Raw genomic sequence first — 17,373 nt, forward strand, 5'->3', positions numbered from 1 at the left:
ACAAAGAAAGGGCGGTCAATATGAATTTTATTGCAATGGATTTTGAAACAGCAAATCATGAAAAACACAGTGCCTGTTCTTTGGCTTTGGTGATGGTTCGTAACAGTAAAATCGTAGGTGAGTATTATTCGTTAATTAAGCCAGAGACAGCTTTTTTTTGGCGGAATATTCAAATTCACGGAATTCACCCTGAAGACGTTGCCGATGCCCCAAAATTTCCTGCTGTCTGGGAACAAATTTCGCAATACTATAATCAAAACAGTCTGATTGTGGCTCATAATGCCCCTTTTGACAATGGTGTTTTAGCTGGTTGCTTAGATTACTACGGTTTAGAAAAACAACCTTATTTATCTTTATGTACGGCCCGTTCAAGCCGAAAACTATATCCCGAATTTACCAATCATCGTTTAAACACCATGTGTGAAATGCTAGATATTCCTTTAGAAAATCATCACGATGCCCTTGAAGATAGCCGTGCTTGTGCGGAGATATTATTACGCCAAGAAGCCGATTTTGGGACTGATCCTTTAAAAAAATTAGTCACCATTAAATAAAAATAAATTCGATAAAAAAAGGAACTTTGCCAAGAGAATTGGCAAAGTTCCTTTTTTGTTAGTCTTCTTCAATACTGATTGGTAAAATGATAACCCGATCAATGATAGTCGGCCGATAAAGAAATAGTCCTTTTTCGCGGTATTTTTTTGCCCCACTTTCAAAAATCATTCCAAATTCATCACTGCGTGGAATATTAAGCGATACTTGTTCAATGGCTGGTGGTGCATCAAAGTTTTTTGTCCCCTCTTCTGGTGAATAGAAGTTAAATTTTGTTCCAGTCTTATCATTTGGCATTTTAATCATTACTTTTGAACTACGATTACCATTTGACTGAGAAAAGACCGTTAATCCCGTCTTATCAATTGCAATACCTTGCATTCTATCCCACCCTGGAGCGATAGAACTAATTATTTTTTCTTCAATCATTCTATTTACAAACTCCTTGTAGCTTTTGGCTGCGTTTAGCTCTACTTCCATTTGTTTTGTAAATTTATCTGGTAAACCAGTCTGGGCATTGAGATCTATACTGACCACTGAACGATCTGACTCTTCACGTCCGTATTTTACAATTGTTAATTGATTGTCATGAATTGCAATACCAGATGTTCGTGAGGCCCAAGGTAGTTTAATATGCTTGGATGTAATCGGTTTTTGTACATCTTTTGCATGATAATTTCTTACAGCATTCTCTTGAATATAAGATAGGCCACCAATCTTCTTGTCATCAGAAAACCACAGTCGTTTAAACTGCGCATCATAGACAATTCCTCCAACATGAGATTTTGAATTTAAAATTAATGTCTTAAAGTATTTCATTGAATGCTTATTAACGACAAATATTAGCGAATTTCGCTTATGATCACCGTCATAAGCACTAATGTAGTAATGAGTTTGTGATTGTGTTAATCCTTGTGGTACCCAATTTGTACCAAATGAAGCTTTTTTAGTTTGGTAATCTAATGACCAAGCTCCCCGTATCCCAGGAATAACAAAAGTTTTAATTGGTATTCCCTTTAAACTTTTATTTCGTTTTTGTAAATCGTTGAGCACCATTTTCTCTTGGACGAGCGAATCTGTACTAGCTTCCCATTTTTTAATACTACTTTGATTTGGTACCATCTGTTGATATTTAGCTTTGTCTGTAAAGAATCCCCACAGAAGTCCTAAAAAAATCACTATTGCAAACAATCCAATAAAAATTTTCTTTTTTTTCATCCCCTCAACCTACCTCCACTCATTTTTTCCAATTATCTCTTATTCAAAATTCAAAGACAACTAATTCGAATTTTATTACCATACCACTTTACTATCCTAATAAGACTTTTAAATAGCATATTTAGGCAAAATCGACTATGATACAGCTAACAAATGGTAGCGCATACTTACCAGGATTAGGAGGAGTATTTATGAAAAAAATTATCGGGGTCATGTTTCTTTTATTCACACTTGTTTTTATTGCTGGTTGCCAAAATACTAAAGAAAATAGTACGAATATTTTTAATGACGAAAAAAAGATTGCTACAACAGAAGATTCTTTTAAATTCTATGATACTTCTATGATACTAAAGAAGAACTATTTAATGATCATACGTTAAAAACGCAAACAAAATTTGAAGGTATTAATACATTATGGCTTTTAACTGCTACAAAAGATGACACTATCACCATTTCTTACAATGTAAAAACAACCGCTGGTAAACTAAAACTGGTTTTAGTCGATGCAAAACAGACCGTTACCACGATTTTTGATGGAACAAAAAACGACACCTTTACGGGTAAAATAAAAGCAGGTGAAAATAAACTGCGCCTTATCGGTCAAGATGCAACTGCAACACTTGATATAACGGTCCAAACGGATGAACAAACCAGCATAAAAAAATACGATTCTTTGGATGAACTAGATAAAGAAATTGATTCAGATATGAGCTATTAACAAAAAAGAGACTTCTCCAAGATTTTCCTTTAATCTTGGAGAAGTCTCTTTTACAAACAGCTTCCTTTAACGTTTTCAATCAATTAACAATGCCATTAGATAGGCAGGAATAAACTCATTTTGCGGTGTTAAAAAACTTCTTTTTATTTCACCTTCAATAATAAAACCAAATTTTTGATAAAGATGCAACGCTCTTTGGTTGCGCGTTTGAACAGTTAATTCTAAACGTCGAATGATTCCAGAGCTTTCCGCCCACAAAATAATTTCTTCCATTAGCGCAGCGCCTAAACCCATTCCCCAAAATTCTTTTAGAATAGAAATTCCTACTTCTCCAATATGGGCCACACGAGGATTTTCTTCAGCTAAAACAGAAGCTATGCCAATAATTTCATCATCTACCAGCGCAACTAATGATAAATTATTAGGACTTTTAAAAAAAGCTGCGAGTTGCATAGACAATTGTTCTTCGGTAAGAGAAAGTCCATTCTCATCCATAATCAAAAAATCAGTTTCACTACCAATTTGTCTCATTACCTGTAAGAGTTGCGCAGCGTCACTGGGTTGTGTCGGGCGAATTTTTACTTCCACATTCTCCATTGCTATATTGTCCAATTTTTCAAAATACGATCTAAAAATTTTTCACTTTGACTTCCTACCGCCTTAAAATCTGCCTGACGAGCAAATTCGTTTTCAGTGATTTTCGATAATCTTAATTCTAAATAATCGACAGGTAAAGCTTCGCCCAATAGCTTTCCCCACTCTACAATAGACAACCCATTGCCTTCAAAATATTCTTCAAGCCCCAACTCGTCAGCATCTTGTCCAATACGATAAACGTCCATGTGATAAAGTGGCAGACGCCCATCTTCGTATTCTCGAATAATCGTATAAGTTGGACTTTTTACCATTCGACTTATCCCCAAACCTTGTGCAATTCCTTTAGTAATAGTCGTTTTACCTGCCCCTAATTCTCCAGTCAAAATAATAACATCGCCACCAGTCGCACTTTCACCAATAACTTTTCCTAATTTTTCTGTTGTTAAAAGATTCGGTAAAGCAATCATAACTACCCCTCCTACCAATAAATGTTTCTAATTTTTAGTATAAGCTGTGCTTAGTATAACTGGCAAAAAGTTAGATTGCAAAAGTAGGTTCATAACAAACCTTCGTCTATTTGAATAGAAACAAAAAAACCGCTCTAAAAAGAACGGATTTTTTATCAGGGTTAGCTTTATTTCGCCGTATTTAATGTTTGTGCCGCAGTAATAATAGATAGTTTGTAAACATCTTCTTCATTAGCGCCACGAGATAAGTCAGATACAGGTTTATTTAAACCTTGTAAGATTGGTCCGATTGCTTCAAAGTTACCAAAACGTTGCGCAATTTTGTAACCAATATTACCAGATTGTAATTCAGGGAAAACAAAGACCGTTGCTTTACCGGCAACTTCTGAATCTGGTGCTTTTAATTGTCCAACTGCTGAAACATACGCAGCATCAAATTGTAATTCACCATCTAAAATAATATCTGGTGCCATTTCTTTTGCAATTTTTGTTGCTTCCACCACTTTATCTACTTCTGGAGCTTTCGCTGAACCTTTTGTTGAAAAGCTTAGTAGTGCAACTTTTGGATCAATATCAAATAATTCTGCTGTCTCAGCTGATGCAACTGCAATTTCAGCTAATTCTTGTGAAGATGGATTTACATTAATCGCACAGTCAGAGAATAAGTATTTTTCTTGGTCGCGTCCACGTACCATTAAAAAGGCGCCACTCGTTCGGCTAACACCTGGTTTAGTTTTAATGATTTGTAACGCTGGGCGCACAGTATCACCCGTAGAGTGAATGGCGCCAGAGACCATTCCGTCCGTTACACCCATGTACGTTAACATGGTCCCAAAGTAATTTACATCTTTTAAAATTTCTTCTGCTTGTTCTTTTGTTGCTTTACCTTTACGGCGTTCAACAAAAGCTGCTACCATTTTATCCCAATCAGGATAAGCATCAGGATCAAGAATTTCAAATTGATCAATTGTGATACCACGGGCTGCTGCTGCTTTTTTTACTTCTTCTTTGTTGCCAATTAAGACAGGCGTAATTAATTCTTCTGCCTTCAAGCGAGCTGCTGCACCTAAAATGCGTGAATCAGTTGCCTCTGGAAAAGCAATTTTAATGCCACGACGTACAATTTTAAATTTTAAACTATCAAATAATTCCACCGGAATTACCTCCTGTATTTTTTATCCTCCTCATCATACACTATTCACAAAAAAAAGAACAGTTCTTTTTGCTGTTACAGTAAAAAGAGACTGTTCTTTGTTCTTTTTTTCACATAGTTACATTATTATTATACAACAGCAACCGCTTTATTACGACACTGTATCATACAGCAGTAGGATCTTGTGGTAATTGCCAATTAATTGGTGTTTCTCCAAACTCAACTAAAGCACTGTTGGCTTTTGAAAAAGGACGTGAACCAAAAAAGCCACGATGCGCCGATAAAGGACTAGGATGCGGTGAAGCAATGACAAGGTGGTGATTTTGGTCAATCATTTTTATTTTCTCTTGTGCACCTTTTCCCCACAAAATAAAGACAACTGGTTTTTGCCGTTCGTTTAATTTTGCAATAATTTCATCCGTTAACCGCTCCCATCCCATACCACGATGTGAGTATGCCTGGCCTTCTCGCACAGTTAAAACTGTGTTTAAAAGTAACACCCCTTGTTGGGCCCAACTGGTTAAATAACCATGATTTACCGGAGTGACATTTAAATCACTTTGTAATTCCTTATAAATATTTTGTAAAGAGGGCGGTATTTTGACTCCTGGTTGAACAGAAAAAGATAGTCCATGTGCTTGATTTGCGCCATGATATGGATCTTGCCCTAGAATTACTACTTTAACATCTTCATAAGGGGTTAATTCCAATGCTTCAAAAATGTGGTACATATCTGGATAAATTTTTTGGGTTTGATATTCTTGCTTTAAAAATTTCCGCAGTTGTTGATAATAAGGTTTGTTGAACTCAGAAGCTAAAAGATCTTGCCAACTATTATGAATAATTGTTTTCATTACTGCCTCCTATTTATTTGATAGATGCAATATTTTTCTGATAAATGAGTGTATTGTTTTTATGCTACAACACAAAACAGCTCCTAGTTATTGTAGCGTAAATGTCACGAATTGTCTTTGAAACCGCCACATTTCCCCTTAATTCTGTGTTAAACTAAAAGCAAGAAAACCACTAACGCAAGATTTGCGTCAGATTTTAAAGGATGGTGCCCATTTTTTTATGATTAAACTAATTGCTTCTGACATGGACGGAACTTTGTTAGATTCCCGTATGCAGATTTCAGTAGAAAATATAGCAGCTATTCAATATGCAAAAGAGCATGGAATTGAATTCATGGTGGCAACAGGTCGAAACCGAGAAGAAGCCTTACCTGCATTAGAACAAGCAGGCATTAAATGCGCCATGATCAATTTAAATGGTGCACAAGTATTTGATGCTGAAGGAAATTCTTTGTTTACTGTACCGATTGCATTGGAAACAGTAAAAGAAATTTTGAATCTTTTACGAGCAGCGGATATTTATTATGAAGTAGCGACAAATGAAGGCTTATATTCTGAAAGTCAGGCGCGTCGAATTGAGAATTTTTCTGAACATATGTCAGAACTGATGCCGCATTTAACGCACAAAATGGCAATTGCCATGACCTCTGCTCAGTTAGAATTTTTACCTGTACACTATGTTACAGATATTAAAGACTTGTTAGTAAAACCAAACTTTGAAGTTTTAAAAATTATTTGTTTTCACAAAGATGGTCCGGCCGTTTTAGGTCCAGTCGCAAAAAAATTAGATACAAACGAGCAGCTTCACGTTACCTCTTCTGGTCAAAATAATATTGAAATTAATCATCGCGATGCCCAAAAAGGAATTGCCGTAGCCCACGTGGCAAAAGAGCGAAATATTCCATTAGAACAAGTGATGACTATCGGGGATAATATGAATGATTTGAGCATGATTCAACTGGCAGGTGTAAGTTTTGCCATGGGAAATGCTAAAATCGAGTTAAAAGAATACGCCAAATATTTGACTGAAACCAATATTGATTCTGGTGTCGGCAAAGCCATTATGCGAGCAATCGACGAAAATTTGGCGTAAAATTAAGATGATTGGTATATGTTTCAGCTACTTTATTAAGGAGGCGCTAGAATGTCTGAATTTTTCATTCAAGACAAACAATTGAGTTCTATCACCCGGACCATTGTTAAAGACGAAAAAGGAAACTCTTTGTTTTTACTTGTGGGCCGTTGGGGAACAAAAGGTGATGCGCTCTCTCTTTATAAAATGAATGGTGAACTAGTTGCTAGCATCAAACAAATCAGTTTTACTTTTGGTACGCGTTTTGAAATTTATAAAAATTTTGAAAAAGTCGGTACTTTACAGAAAATTTTCCGTTGGCCAGGTGATTTTTATTATATCCAACAACTTCACTGGACAGTACAAGGCAATATTTATCAACATCAATACAGTATTCGTCACTTTAATCACCTTATTATGAAAATGAATAAAGCTACTTTATTTTCTGGTGATTACTATGTTCTTGATGTCACCCAAGATGAAGATGCACCTGTTTGTATTTGCATTGCCGCTATTATGGATTACTGGCTTTATAATCGCAATAAAGCACAAAAATTTGATTATCGGTTAACGCCAAATTGCTAGTTGCTAAAAAATTATTATGCCTTTTTTACTGAAATTTCCCTCTGATAAAATACAAAAAGGAATGAAGACATATAGTATGCCTTCATTCCTTTTTTGCTGTGAACGTTACATCTTTTCTTTTTCGTGAACTAACGTTTTCTGGGATAATGAACTTTTTTTATGAAAAATAATTCCTACTAAGATAACAAGTAATAAAATACTTAATAATTTAAAGGGAACAAATAGATCTGAAGTTCCTGAAATAATCTGTAATATGCTTAAACCAAAAGGAGCCATAAAATTACCTAGATTACAACCAATTAAAATAATCGAAGTTGCTACTGTCATCTTAGTTGGAGAAGCATATAAATTTAATGAGTTATAAATAAATGGAAAAATTAAACTACCCGGTATTCCACTAATAAAATAGCCAACTAATAGTAATGTAAAGTTATTTTCAGAAAGCGCGATTAAAAATGTTGCAACCGCCAATAAAGCTAATCCTAGATATAAACATTTATCACCTAAAAAACGATTGAAAAAACCAAACAAAGAACCCGTAACAATTCCGATTATCGGCATTACCGCTAAAAATGCAGAGGCATTATAATCGGCTCCTTTGATGTTTGTAACCATTGTTGGAAAGCGGACACCGATAGCTACAAATGTCATTACCAAAAATAAAGCAAAAAGGGCAAGTAAATAAACAGCAAGCTTCAATTCTCCCTTTTGCGGACCTACTTCTTTTTTTTCTTCTGAAATTTCAGGGACAAAAATTGTAAATAAGATTAAAATAGGAAACGCTAACAAATAGATACCAAAAGATGCTCTCCAGCCAAAAGTAAGTAATGCACCTGCTAACAACGTTAAACCTGCATTTCCTATATTTTCAGCAGCTCCACGATACCCCAAAAGACTAGCACGCTTTTGAGGTTCATCTTGAAAGAGCAGATTAATAATTGAAACAGCAAGTGAATTAAATAAACCAAATCCAGCCCCTAAAACAAAACGACTCAACAAAATCGGAACATAGCTATTCAAAAATAGTGGCGCTACTCCTCCACCAATCCCTACTAGAAGGAGTCCCAATTGAACTGTGCGCTTTGTGCCAAGTTTTTCAACAATTAAACTAGATAAAACAACAAAAATTACAACAGCTAACGCAGGTAATGTTGCCACCAACTCAACTTGGGTAGTTGTCATTGATAGAGAAGCTTGCATTTGAGGTAGTGCACCATTAATAGATAGTGCACTCGTTAATAAAAGTGAAATTGATAAAATAGATAACCGTGTCAACAAACTATTTTTATTCATCATTATTCGCTCCCGCTATATTTTTTTTAAATGCATAATGGCCGTTTGAAAATCACCATAAAAATCCGGAACGTTAACGCCAATATTCATTAATTCATCCCCAAAATATTGCTTTTGAGAAGTTTGTTCTTCATAACAAGCATCTTCATCTAAACCGGCCAACACAATATCATGAAAGACAGGTTGTGCTGCTGCTAACGTTCTAGCCATTAAAACAACAGCCTCGTCTTTAGTTGATGAAACAAACATCCATGCAGTTAAATCACCTTCAAAAGGACTTTTAAGGCGATAGAAATCCCCATATTGAACAAGCGGACGAATTTTTTGATATTGTTTTACTTGTTCTTTTACGATTATTTTTTCTTCTTCTGACATCTCAGTTAAATCCAATTCATAGCCAAATACGCCACTCATCGCAACATCTCCTCGGGTCTTCAAGGAAGTTATACGCCCAGTCTGATGATTGGGCACAGCTGAAACATGCGCTGTCATAGAAGAAATAGGGTAAGCTAAACTGGTACCGTATTGAATTTTTAATCGCTCTATTGCATCTGTATTATCTGTTGGCCAAGATTGTGGCATATAATACAAAAAGCCAGCATCAAAACGTCCACCCCCACCAGAGCAGCCTTCCCATAAAATATTAGGGTAACGAGAAATCAAATTTTCAATGAGCTCGTATACGCCAAGGATATGACGATGGGCAGTTTCACCTTGTTTTTCTGGCGGTAATGCAAGTGAATAAACATCAGATAAACTGCGATTCATATCCCATTTGATATAATCAATTGGCACTTCATCTAAAATATTACAAATTTGTTCTTCAATATTTTGACGAATCTCTTTGCGACCCATATCTAATAAATGTTGATCACGAGATGCAGCCGGTGTGCGATTAGGTTCTTGCATTACATAATCTGGATGATTTTGATATAGGTTAGAATCAAAGGAAATCATTTCAGGCTCAAACCATAAGCCAAACTGTAGTCCCTTCTTGTGAACATAATCTGCAATCCCTTTTAATCCATGTTTTAACTTACCTTCATATTCAAACCAATCTCCTAAAGAAGAATTATCAGAATCACGGTGACCGAACCAACCATCATCTAATACGAACATTTCAATACCTAAGTTTGCTGCTTCATCGACGATTTGTTCAATTTTTTTACTATCAAAATCAAAATAGGTAGCTTCCCAATTATTTACCAAAATTGGACGTTCTTTATATTGATGCTCACCACGAGCTACACGTTCCCGCAATAAATGGTGCAAGGTACTACTCATCTTGTTTAACCCTTGATCTGAATATGTCAAGATTACTTCTGGAGTCTGGAAAACTTCATCACTCGCTAGTGTCCAAGAAAAATTGTATTCATTAATTCCAACAAGTAAACGTATTTGATTAATTTGATCTTTTTCTAGTTGAAAAGCATGGTTGCCAGAATAAACAAAATGTACTCCCATCGCCGGACCACTAAATTCTGTAGTATTTTGGTTAACCAAAGCGATAAAACTATTCATGTGATGGCTAGACGCCCCGCGACGGCTTTCAAAGCTTTGTATCCCGGTATGGATTTTTTCTCGTTGAATTTGACGCTCCCGTAAATGTGCACCTGGCAAAGAAATTACTTCATCATAAACACCACTATTTCGTAAATCTAATTGCATGGATGCAATTTTTTCCAAACAAATATTTTCCTTAGTTTTATTTATGGCTTTGACAGAACGTGTTATCACTGGCCGGGTGTGAAAAAGCGTGTAAGCAAGTTCCAAATAAATTTCTTGTTCTTTATCTTTTAGACGAATTATCAATGTACTTGCTTCTTCTTTTGTTAAAATATATGTTTGAGGTAAGCCACTAAGTTTAGGTTTTCCACTTTTAATTTGATAATCGAAATAACGAAAATCGTGTAAGTTAGAACCGTTGTTTCGTTTTATAATTGTTGCTGGCAAGCGAAAGTCCATACTACCATGGGTTGAGTACTCTTGTGGTAATGTATCTTTGGAGTAAGCCCTTTCAATGTTTCCCGGTACATTCCCTGAAAAACCACGATCACGACGAGGATAGGTCTTATGCCCACTATAGTGATCAGTCTTTTTACCAAAGTATAGGTGATTCAAAATACCGTCCTCTTCAATTTTAATAATGTAAGAGATTTCATTATTGTGTAAATGAAAAGTTTGTGTCGTTTCGTTAAATTCAATATATTTCTGTTTCATAGTTTTTCCTCCTCTTAACTCGTTGTTTACCTTATAATGTTTACTAAACAAAAATGTCAAGAGAAAAATAAAAAAAGAGGAAAATTTTTATTTTTCCTCTTACTCTTTATTTGGAATAAAACTTTCACGAATGACAAGTTTAGATGGAAAAGTCATAACAACTGGTTCTTGCCTATTACCATCAATTCGTTCTTTAGCTAGACGCACGGCAGATTTAGCAATCTCTTGAGCACTAATATGCACAGTTGTTAAACTTGGTGTTAAAAATTCCGCAATCTCTATATCATCAAAACTTGCAATTTCAATTTCTTTTCCCACAATTATTCCAGCAGACTGTAAAGAGCGGTACACCCCCACAGCAAGTGGGTCACTCCCCACTAAGATAGCCGTTGGTAAGGTCTGTTGGGTTTGCAACCACTCATCCATTATCCGTTTTCCTTCTAATGGTTCCCATAAGCCTAACTTACTTTGCTGAGAAAGATTATATTCAGACATGAACGCTTGATAGGCGCGTAAACGCTTTTCATTTTCACTGTAAACTTTTTCACCTTTCTCATCAATTGTAATATTAAAACCACCGATATAAGCAATACGTCGATGTCCTTTATCATAAAAAAGCTGGAGAACGCGCTTGGTCATCCGTTCAAAATCAGCATAAACTAAGTCAACTTCTTGATTAATGTCTGGATTGTCGATTATTACAATGTTAGGATTTTGTTTTAATAACCGTTTTACGGACTCTTGTGAGACTGTTCCCACCACAATAATAGCACCTAATTTATCAAAATCTTGCCATGTCTTTGGATTGTCTTCTAAATTATAAACACGATTCATCCCAATGTGTAACCGTCTAGCCTCTTGTTCCAAACCCATTCTAAGTGCATTAAAGTATGGATCATCTAATTCTTTTTGTCGACTAGTAGAGGAGATCACACCAATAGAAGGTAGACGACGCTTGACATATTTTCTTTTCTCAACATCATAATTTAGTTCTTTTATTGCTGAATAAATTCGTTCTTTGGTCGCTTGTGCAACAGAAAGCGTGGGATCATTGTTTAAGACTCGTGATACTGTTCCCGGACTTACATTTGCACGTCTGGCCACATCACGTATTCCTACCATCTTTATCACCTCAATTGTTTACTAAACAATAACGAAATTTGAAGAATTCGTCAATAAAAAAAGATTGTCCTGAAAGACAATCTTTTTTAACCAATTAGTTTTTGCATATGATCATAGTGATGCCCAGCAATCATCGTCTGTGTGATGGTTTTAAAGCCATTACGTTCATATAAGCGTTTGGCTCCTGGGTTATTCACATCTACACTTAACCCAATAATATTTTCACCATCTCTTTTGGCAATCATTGGTAATGCATTCAGTAATTCTCCGCCAATTCCCTGTCCCCGAAATTCTGATGAAACAGAAATAGAATCCAAGTACCATTCCGGATCAATTGTTTCAGAATCGGTAAAAAGACGCGTTTCATTTGGAATATCAAATTTAGCTAGTAATGGAATTAACGGGTCGTCAATATTTTTTTCCGCACTAGCGGGATATCCATAGGCCACACCGGCAACCTTCCCATCAACCTCTTTTACTAACGCTCGTTCATAGCCATAGCGATAATCAGGAATAGCCACACTTTCTTCTAAAAGGGCTAATGTTTTTTTCACTCCGTATTTTTTGACAAAAGGCAACTCCATATCTTCTAAAATTACTAAGACTAATGGTGCAATCGCAGCTGCATCAGACTTCTTTGCATAACGTATCATGTTATCAACCTCCAACAATAAGCTTAACATGTGAAATTTATTTTACCAAGAGTAGTAGTGTAATTTTCTAAAAAAAGCATGTTATAATTCTATACGAAGTGTTTTTATAAAGGAGCGATTTCCATGAATATCTACTATATGTCCATTTCTGGCAATACCCGTGCTTTTGTTACCAACTTACAAAAATATGCAGCTGCGCAAAATGAAATAGATTCTACTAATCCCACTATCAGCCTTCATGCAATTGATGACAATACGTTACCAAACACGATTCAAGAAGACTTTTTTGTTTTTGTCCCAACATATCTAGAAGGCGGTAACGGCGTTGACAATGGTGATCAGGAAATTTTAACTGAAGCTCTGCGAGAATACATTGCCTATGAGGATAATGCTCAAAATTGTTTAGGAATTGTGGGTAGTGGTAATAAGAATTTCAATCGTCAATACTGTTTAACTGCTAAGCAATACGCAACGCAATTTAACAGTCCTTTTTTAGCGGATTATGAGTTACGGGGAACCCCTAAAGATGTGGAGCGTATTTATCACATTTTGTTAAATGCAAAAAAATAAAATCAGAACCAAAATGTTCACTTAATCTACTACGTAAGCTAAGCTAAAAAAATCAGAAATCTTATTAAAACCACCTTGGCTTTATAAGATTTCTGATTTTTTAGTTTTATATTTTTTGCCTTTGATGTTTGAAATATAAGTCCTGAGCTTCTTTAGCCAAAAAACACATGTAATGACCTAAAACGTATAAAACCATGACCACAGCAATCGCAGTTTCAAGTTTTGCTAAATATTCAATTGCAACTACTGGATAACCATTAGCCGCTAAAAAGATACTGACACTACGACTAGCAAAAGCTGAGATTGCCAAAGGAAAGGTAAAGGCCGCATAACTAGGATAAAATGGTAATCGTATCATTTTTAAAACGTGGAAAATGATGAACCAATACAAAATCTGTGATAAAATCAATAGACCAATAACTAAAATCATGTTAGGTTTTGAAAATGCTTTTAAATAGCCCGTTAATTCCAAAGAACCTGGTGCGGCGATAATCGTAATCAGCGGCAATGTTGCTTCTGCCATGTTCTTAAATAAAAAGACGCGGTGAATAATAAGTGGCAATAAAACCAAGTAAAACAACAAGCCTACCCAAAAGTTTATCTGTCCAATCAAAGGAAAGAAATTGCTACTGGTGACGGAAATAACCCCAATTCCAACATAAACTATAAACCAACTAGGATACAAATGATCCATTTTCACGCTAGGTTTAATTAAAAAGTGATAGGTAAAATAAGTAACTAAGTAATAGTGAATTAAAATTGCAACTAGCCATAAATATTTCACATATGGTGCAACTGCTTGAATTTGCAATAAATAGGTACATAAGACCATTGTTCCCATTGTAAAAGTGGGAGAAACAGAAGCAACAATGGGATCTTGCAGGCTGGCATGAGCGTGTCCAAAAGTAAGGACGACCTTCAATAATACCGCAATAAATAGACTTCCTGCAATCAGACCTAAACTGTTTCCAAGAAAATTTAAGCCATATGTTTTTAAGACGTTTCCACAAGTCGCTAAACCTAATATTAATCCGCAAATGGGGATGGGAATGATTTTTAAAAATTCTCGCACTTTTCTTCCTCCTAATCGTAATGAAAAGATTGTTTGTTTTCTCACTAGTGAGTTCGTTATTAGTATAGTAATCTTTTAGCTAAAAGAAAAATAAATAGTATAAATACTTATCATCAGCTTTTTTAATTAAAAACGGAGGTCCTCTAATGTTACATTTGTTACACACCTTTGTTTCTGTCTACGAGACAAGAAATTTTACCCATACTGCTGAAGATCTATTTTTGTCACAACCTACTATCTCAGCACAAATCAAAAAATTAGAAGAACATCTACAAGTAAAATTGTTTATCCGCAACGGAAAACAAGAAATTATTCCAACAAAAGAAGCAATTTTCTTGTATCCCCGCGCTTTACAAATTATTGAAGAGTGGGATGATACCAGTCAACGGCTTAAAAACCAAGAAAACTTTCGTTTGCAATGTATTGTAGGATGTTCCCATACGTGTGCTGTCTATTTTGTTCCTAAATTAATTCCTTATTTAGTAAAACAATTTCCTAACGTTGATTTTTCTATTAAATTAATGAATTCAGAGGAAGTTGGACAACAAATGGCCCAAAATAAAGTTAGTATTGGTTTTATTGAAAAACCAGAACGTAATGAAGCCATCAATCAAATGGCAATTTATGAAGATGAATTGGTCTTAGCTGGAAAAAAAGATTCACCTTATTGGCTCTTACGTGAAAACGAGTCGGGTCTGCGCTTTTACAATGAAATTTATTTGCGAGAAAATAATTTAATACCTAAAATTTTGTATGTGGATAATAATGAAGCAATTTTGGCATTATTACGAGAAGGTTTTGGACGTTCAATTATCTCAAAACTAGCTATTCCTCAAGATATTTCCTATGAAGAAATCCACGAACATCATTTGCGTCACTTTTATTTATTGACTCATAAAGCCATCTTTAAAGACGTATTGCGCGAGATTGCAGCATATATTGAGATTTTAGTTCCCCATTTAATAGAAAATAAAATTCTTTAAGCTTAAAACAAAAAATTGACAGAAAATCTTTATTAAAGCAGATTTTCTGTCAATTTTAATTTTTAACTTTATTTATCTCTCCTAGTAAACCCAAAAATAGAAAAGGTATAGTCAATAATAGATTACATGTGTCTATTTTTACCAGCCAAATATAGCTTCATTACATTTTCTGTTAAGAGTGCAATATTTTGGAGCGTTATTTTTTTTAACATCGCTGTTTGTAAAGAACTTGGCCGGCTTTGAATAGAAAATACACCATCAAAGTGATATTCAATCGCCAATATTTTATCTGGACGTGCGCCGCAAAATGCAACAACTGGCAATTGATAGCGCCGCGCTAAGCGCGCAACACCTAAAGGTACTTTTCCTTGAGCAGTCTGTTCGTCAAAATTTCCTTCCCCAGTGATTACAAAATCACAGTCAGACATTTTCTTATCAATCTGTAGCATTTGGGCAATGGTAGGAAAACCCGGCTGCAACACTCCGCCTGCTAACAATAAGCCACCACCTATTCCTCCAGCTGCACCACTGCCAGAAAAAGAATTCAAGTCCAACTTAGCTTTGAAATTTTGCCAGACAAGGTTTGCTCCTTTTTCTAAGCGCGCTAAGATCTCGTCGGTACCACCTTTTTGAGGACCAAAAACATTTGTAAAACCTTGGCTTCCTGTGTAAAAATTATTTACATCCGTGAGACCGATTACTTTTTTATTTCCCAAATTAGGTAAACTTAATGTTGCTAGGAAATCTTTCCCTAGCAATAAGGGATTTTTTGGCGGAATTTCTTGATTACTGAGCGCCGCTAATAATCCTAACCCGCCATCATTAACGCCACTACCACCTAAGGAAACATAGACTTGTTCTGCATCTTTTAAGGCAGCTGAGATTACTAAGCCTAAACCATAAGAGTGAGCTTTTTGAATTGTTTCTTCACTTGGTGTGATTTGTGTTAAACCAAGTATTTGCGCAGATTCAATAATTGCTGTTTTTACCCCATCAATTTCTGTCAACCAATAGCTTCCTTTTATAGGTTGCCCTAATAAATCTATTGTATTTACTTCCACTTTACTACCCAAAAAAGTATCTGTTAAAACTGCCAACGTTCCTTCACCACCGTCAGCAATTGGCACATTACAACTTGTCACACTCATTTTGGCTAAGGTTTGACAAACAGCATCATTTAATTCTTGTGAAGTAGCACTACCCTTAAATGAATCAATTGCCACAAATACTTTCATAAAATCTGCTCCTTGTATCTTCGGCTAAAAAATTATTTGGTGCATAAAAAATACCTTAGCTTCGATAGTTTTTTCTTTTATTGTAGAAAAAAGCAGTTATTAAAGCAAAGATTTGACTGTATTTGCCGTTTTTAATTTAACTTCGCCAATATTTTATTTTTATTAATCGAACGAACTTGAAAAACGTCCCTATAAAAAGTGCTGAAACTTATCATAAAACGAATGATAAATTTCAGCACTTTTTAAAATTATTTTGCTAATGGCCAGAAATCTTTTGCTGTACCTTGTTCCATTCCCATTAAAAATTTTTGCCTTACATCTGGATAAGTTTTCGCAATGTCCTTCACAAAAAGCTTAATTTCTTCTCGCTTTGTTTTCTTATCTGCTGGACAAGGGTTAAAAATAACCGGTAGTTCTTCTCTTTTGACAAAGCGAATAATGTCTTGTTCAGTTACGTATAACAGTGGACGAATTAACGTAAGTTCTGTTTTAGATAAATAACTTTTTGGTTCAAAACTATTTAACTTCCCGTGAAAAAGAAAATTCATAAAGTATGTTTCAATTGCATCGTCCAAATGATGGCCCAAAGCTACTTTATTGCAGCCAAGTTCACGGGCTTTGTTATACAATATCCCCCGACGTAACTTTGCACAGAGTGAACAAGGGGATGCCTCTTTTCGTACATCAAAAACAACTTCTGCAATCTTAGTGGGCACAATTTCTAACGGATAGCCTAGAGTTTGACAAAATTTTATTAACGGTTGTAAATTAACCTCTTCAAAACCCATATCTAAACTAATTGGGACAATTTCAAAGGAAAAACCAAGGCGTTCTTGCTTGGCGATGGTATCAAGAAAATACAATAAGCTAGTGCTATCTTTTCCACCACTTAAGCCAATCGCCACTCTATCTCCTGGTTCAATTAATTGATGGTTTAAAATGGCGCGACGGATAGGATTGTAATAAAGTTGATTATCTTTTTTCTTAAAGCTCATATTAACTTCCTCTC

Annotated in this window: 18 protein-coding genes; 6 read left to right on the forward strand and 12 right to left on the reverse strand. The window is 35.3% G+C overall.

Annotation, left to right across the window (positions count from 1 at the left end; all coding sequences use genetic code 11):
* Positions 1-20 precede the first annotated feature (20 nt).
* Entirely contained in the window at positions 21-554 is a 534-nt protein-coding gene (locus EsVE80_RS09480; RefSeq protein WP_173103484.1) for a 3'-5' exonuclease, read from the forward strand.
* 58 nt (positions 555-612) lie between these two features.
* Here the strand turns inward: EsVE80_RS09480 and EsVE80_RS09485 are convergent, their stop codons facing one another.
* Complete coding sequence (locus EsVE80_RS09485; protein WP_173103485.1) at positions 613-1,770, reverse strand: hypothetical protein; 1,158 nt, start codon at positions 1,768-1,770, stop codon at positions 613-615.
* Between the two features lie 191 nt (positions 1,771-1,961).
* On the opposite strand from EsVE80_RS09485, the gene EsVE80_RS09490 reads away from it, so the two are divergent.
* Positions 1,962-2,150, forward strand: a complete 189-nt coding sequence (locus EsVE80_RS09490) for a lipoprotein (protein ID WP_173103486.1) — start codon at positions 1,962-1,964, stop codon at positions 2,148-2,150.
* A 413-nt stretch (positions 2,151-2,563) separates the two neighbouring features.
* Here the strand turns inward: EsVE80_RS09490 and EsVE80_RS09495 are convergent, their stop codons facing one another.
* The 4 genes from EsVE80_RS09495 to EsVE80_RS09510 all read right to left on the reverse strand — a co-directional run bounded on the left by EsVE80_RS09495 (position 2,564) and on the right by EsVE80_RS09510 (position 5,559).
* On the reverse strand, positions 2,564-3,085 hold the full coding sequence (locus EsVE80_RS09495) for a GNAT family N-acetyltransferase (RefSeq protein WP_173103487.1): 522 nt from the start codon (positions 3,083-3,085) through the stop codon (positions 2,564-2,566).
* A 2-nt stretch (positions 3,086-3,087) separates the two neighbouring features.
* A complete protein-coding gene (tsaE, locus tag EsVE80_RS09500) occupies positions 3,088-3,552 on the reverse strand; it encodes a tRNA (adenosine(37)-N6)-threonylcarbamoyltransferase complex ATPase subunit type 1 TsaE (protein WP_173103488.1) in 465 nt (154 codons plus the stop codon).
* A gap of 167 nt (positions 3,553-3,719) precedes the next feature.
* Complete coding sequence (gene pta, locus EsVE80_RS09505) at positions 3,720-4,706, reverse strand: phosphate acetyltransferase (RefSeq protein ID WP_173103489.1); 987 nt, start codon at positions 4,704-4,706, stop codon at positions 3,720-3,722.
* Between the two features lie 163 nt (positions 4,707-4,869).
* Positions 4,870-5,559 carry a uracil-DNA glycosylase gene (locus tag EsVE80_RS09510; RefSeq protein ID WP_173103490.1) on the reverse strand — a complete coding sequence of 230 codons (690 nt, stop codon included), beginning with the start codon at positions 5,557-5,559 and terminating at the stop codon, positions 4,870-4,872.
* A gap of 220 nt (positions 5,560-5,779) precedes the next feature.
* Here EsVE80_RS09510 and EsVE80_RS09515 point away from each other — a divergent pair, with 220 nt between their 5' ends.
* Positions 5,780-6,652 (forward strand): Cof-type HAD-IIB family hydrolase, encoded by an 873-nt coding sequence (locus EsVE80_RS09515; protein ID WP_173103491.1) that lies wholly within the window; start codon positions 5,780-5,782, stop codon positions 6,650-6,652.
* A 51-nt stretch (positions 6,653-6,703) separates the two neighbouring features.
* Positions 6,704-7,216, forward strand: a complete 513-nt coding sequence (locus EsVE80_RS09520; RefSeq protein WP_173103492.1) for an LURP-one-related/scramblase family protein — start codon at positions 6,704-6,706, stop codon at positions 7,214-7,216.
* A 105-nt stretch (positions 7,217-7,321) separates the two neighbouring features.
* Here the strand turns inward: EsVE80_RS09520 and EsVE80_RS09525 are convergent, their stop codons facing one another.
* The 4 genes from EsVE80_RS09525 to EsVE80_RS09540 all read right to left on the reverse strand — a co-directional run bounded on the left by EsVE80_RS09525 (position 7,322) and on the right by EsVE80_RS09540 (position 12,504).
* Entirely contained in the window at positions 7,322-8,512 is a 1,191-nt protein-coding gene (locus tag EsVE80_RS09525) for an MFS transporter (RefSeq protein WP_173103493.1), read from the reverse strand.
* A gap of 12 nt (positions 8,513-8,524) precedes the next feature.
* Positions 8,525-10,729 (reverse strand): alpha-galactosidase, encoded by a 2,205-nt coding sequence (locus EsVE80_RS09530; RefSeq protein WP_173103494.1) that lies wholly within the window; start codon positions 10,727-10,729, stop codon positions 8,525-8,527.
* A 99-nt stretch (positions 10,730-10,828) separates the two neighbouring features.
* Positions 10,829-11,851 carry a LacI family DNA-binding transcriptional regulator gene (locus tag EsVE80_RS09535; RefSeq protein WP_173103495.1) on the reverse strand — a complete coding sequence of 341 codons (1,023 nt, stop codon included), beginning with the start codon at positions 11,849-11,851 and terminating at the stop codon, positions 10,829-10,831.
* An 86-nt stretch (positions 11,852-11,937) separates the two neighbouring features.
* On the reverse strand, positions 11,938-12,504 hold the full coding sequence (locus tag EsVE80_RS09540) for a GNAT family N-acetyltransferase (RefSeq protein ID WP_173103496.1): 567 nt from the start codon (positions 12,502-12,504) through the stop codon (positions 11,938-11,940).
* Between the two features lie 123 nt (positions 12,505-12,627).
* On the opposite strand from EsVE80_RS09540, the gene nrdI reads away from it, so the two are divergent.
* Positions 12,628-13,074, forward strand: a complete 447-nt coding sequence (nrdI, locus tag EsVE80_RS09545) for a class Ib ribonucleoside-diphosphate reductase assembly flavoprotein NrdI (protein WP_173103497.1) — start codon at positions 12,628-12,630, stop codon at positions 13,072-13,074.
* 106 nt (positions 13,075-13,180) lie between these two features.
* Here nrdI and EsVE80_RS09550 read toward each other — a convergent pair whose 3' ends face one another.
* A complete protein-coding gene (locus EsVE80_RS09550; RefSeq protein WP_173103498.1) occupies positions 13,181-14,146 on the reverse strand; it encodes a TDT family transporter in 966 nt (321 codons plus the stop codon).
* Positions 14,147-14,292: 146 nt separating this feature from the next.
* On the opposite strand from EsVE80_RS09550, the gene EsVE80_RS09555 reads away from it, so the two are divergent.
* The gene (locus EsVE80_RS09555; protein ID WP_173103499.1) at positions 14,293-15,129 is read left to right on the forward strand and encodes a LysR family transcriptional regulator; all 837 of its coding nucleotides are present in this window, start codon (positions 14,293-14,295) and stop codon (positions 15,127-15,129) included.
* A gap of 122 nt (positions 15,130-15,251) precedes the next feature.
* Here the strand turns inward: EsVE80_RS09555 and EsVE80_RS09560 are convergent, their stop codons facing one another.
* Together EsVE80_RS09560 and EsVE80_RS09565 are read right to left on the reverse strand one after the other, a co-directional pair.
* Positions 15,252-16,364 carry a glycerate kinase family protein gene (locus EsVE80_RS09560; RefSeq protein WP_173103500.1) on the reverse strand — a complete coding sequence of 371 codons (1,113 nt, stop codon included), beginning with the start codon at positions 16,362-16,364 and terminating at the stop codon, positions 15,252-15,254.
* Positions 16,365-16,612: 248 nt separating this feature from the next.
* On the reverse strand, positions 16,613-17,359 hold the full coding sequence (locus EsVE80_RS09565; RefSeq protein WP_173103501.1) for a tRNA lysidine(34) synthetase: 747 nt from the start codon (positions 17,357-17,359) through the stop codon (positions 16,613-16,615).
* Between the last annotated feature and the right edge of the window lie 14 nt (positions 17,360-17,373).

The organism is Enterococcus saigonensis, assembly GCF_011397115.1.
GTDB classification, from domain to species: domain Bacteria; phylum Bacillota; class Bacilli; order Lactobacillales; family Enterococcaceae; genus Enterococcus_C; species Enterococcus_C saigonensis.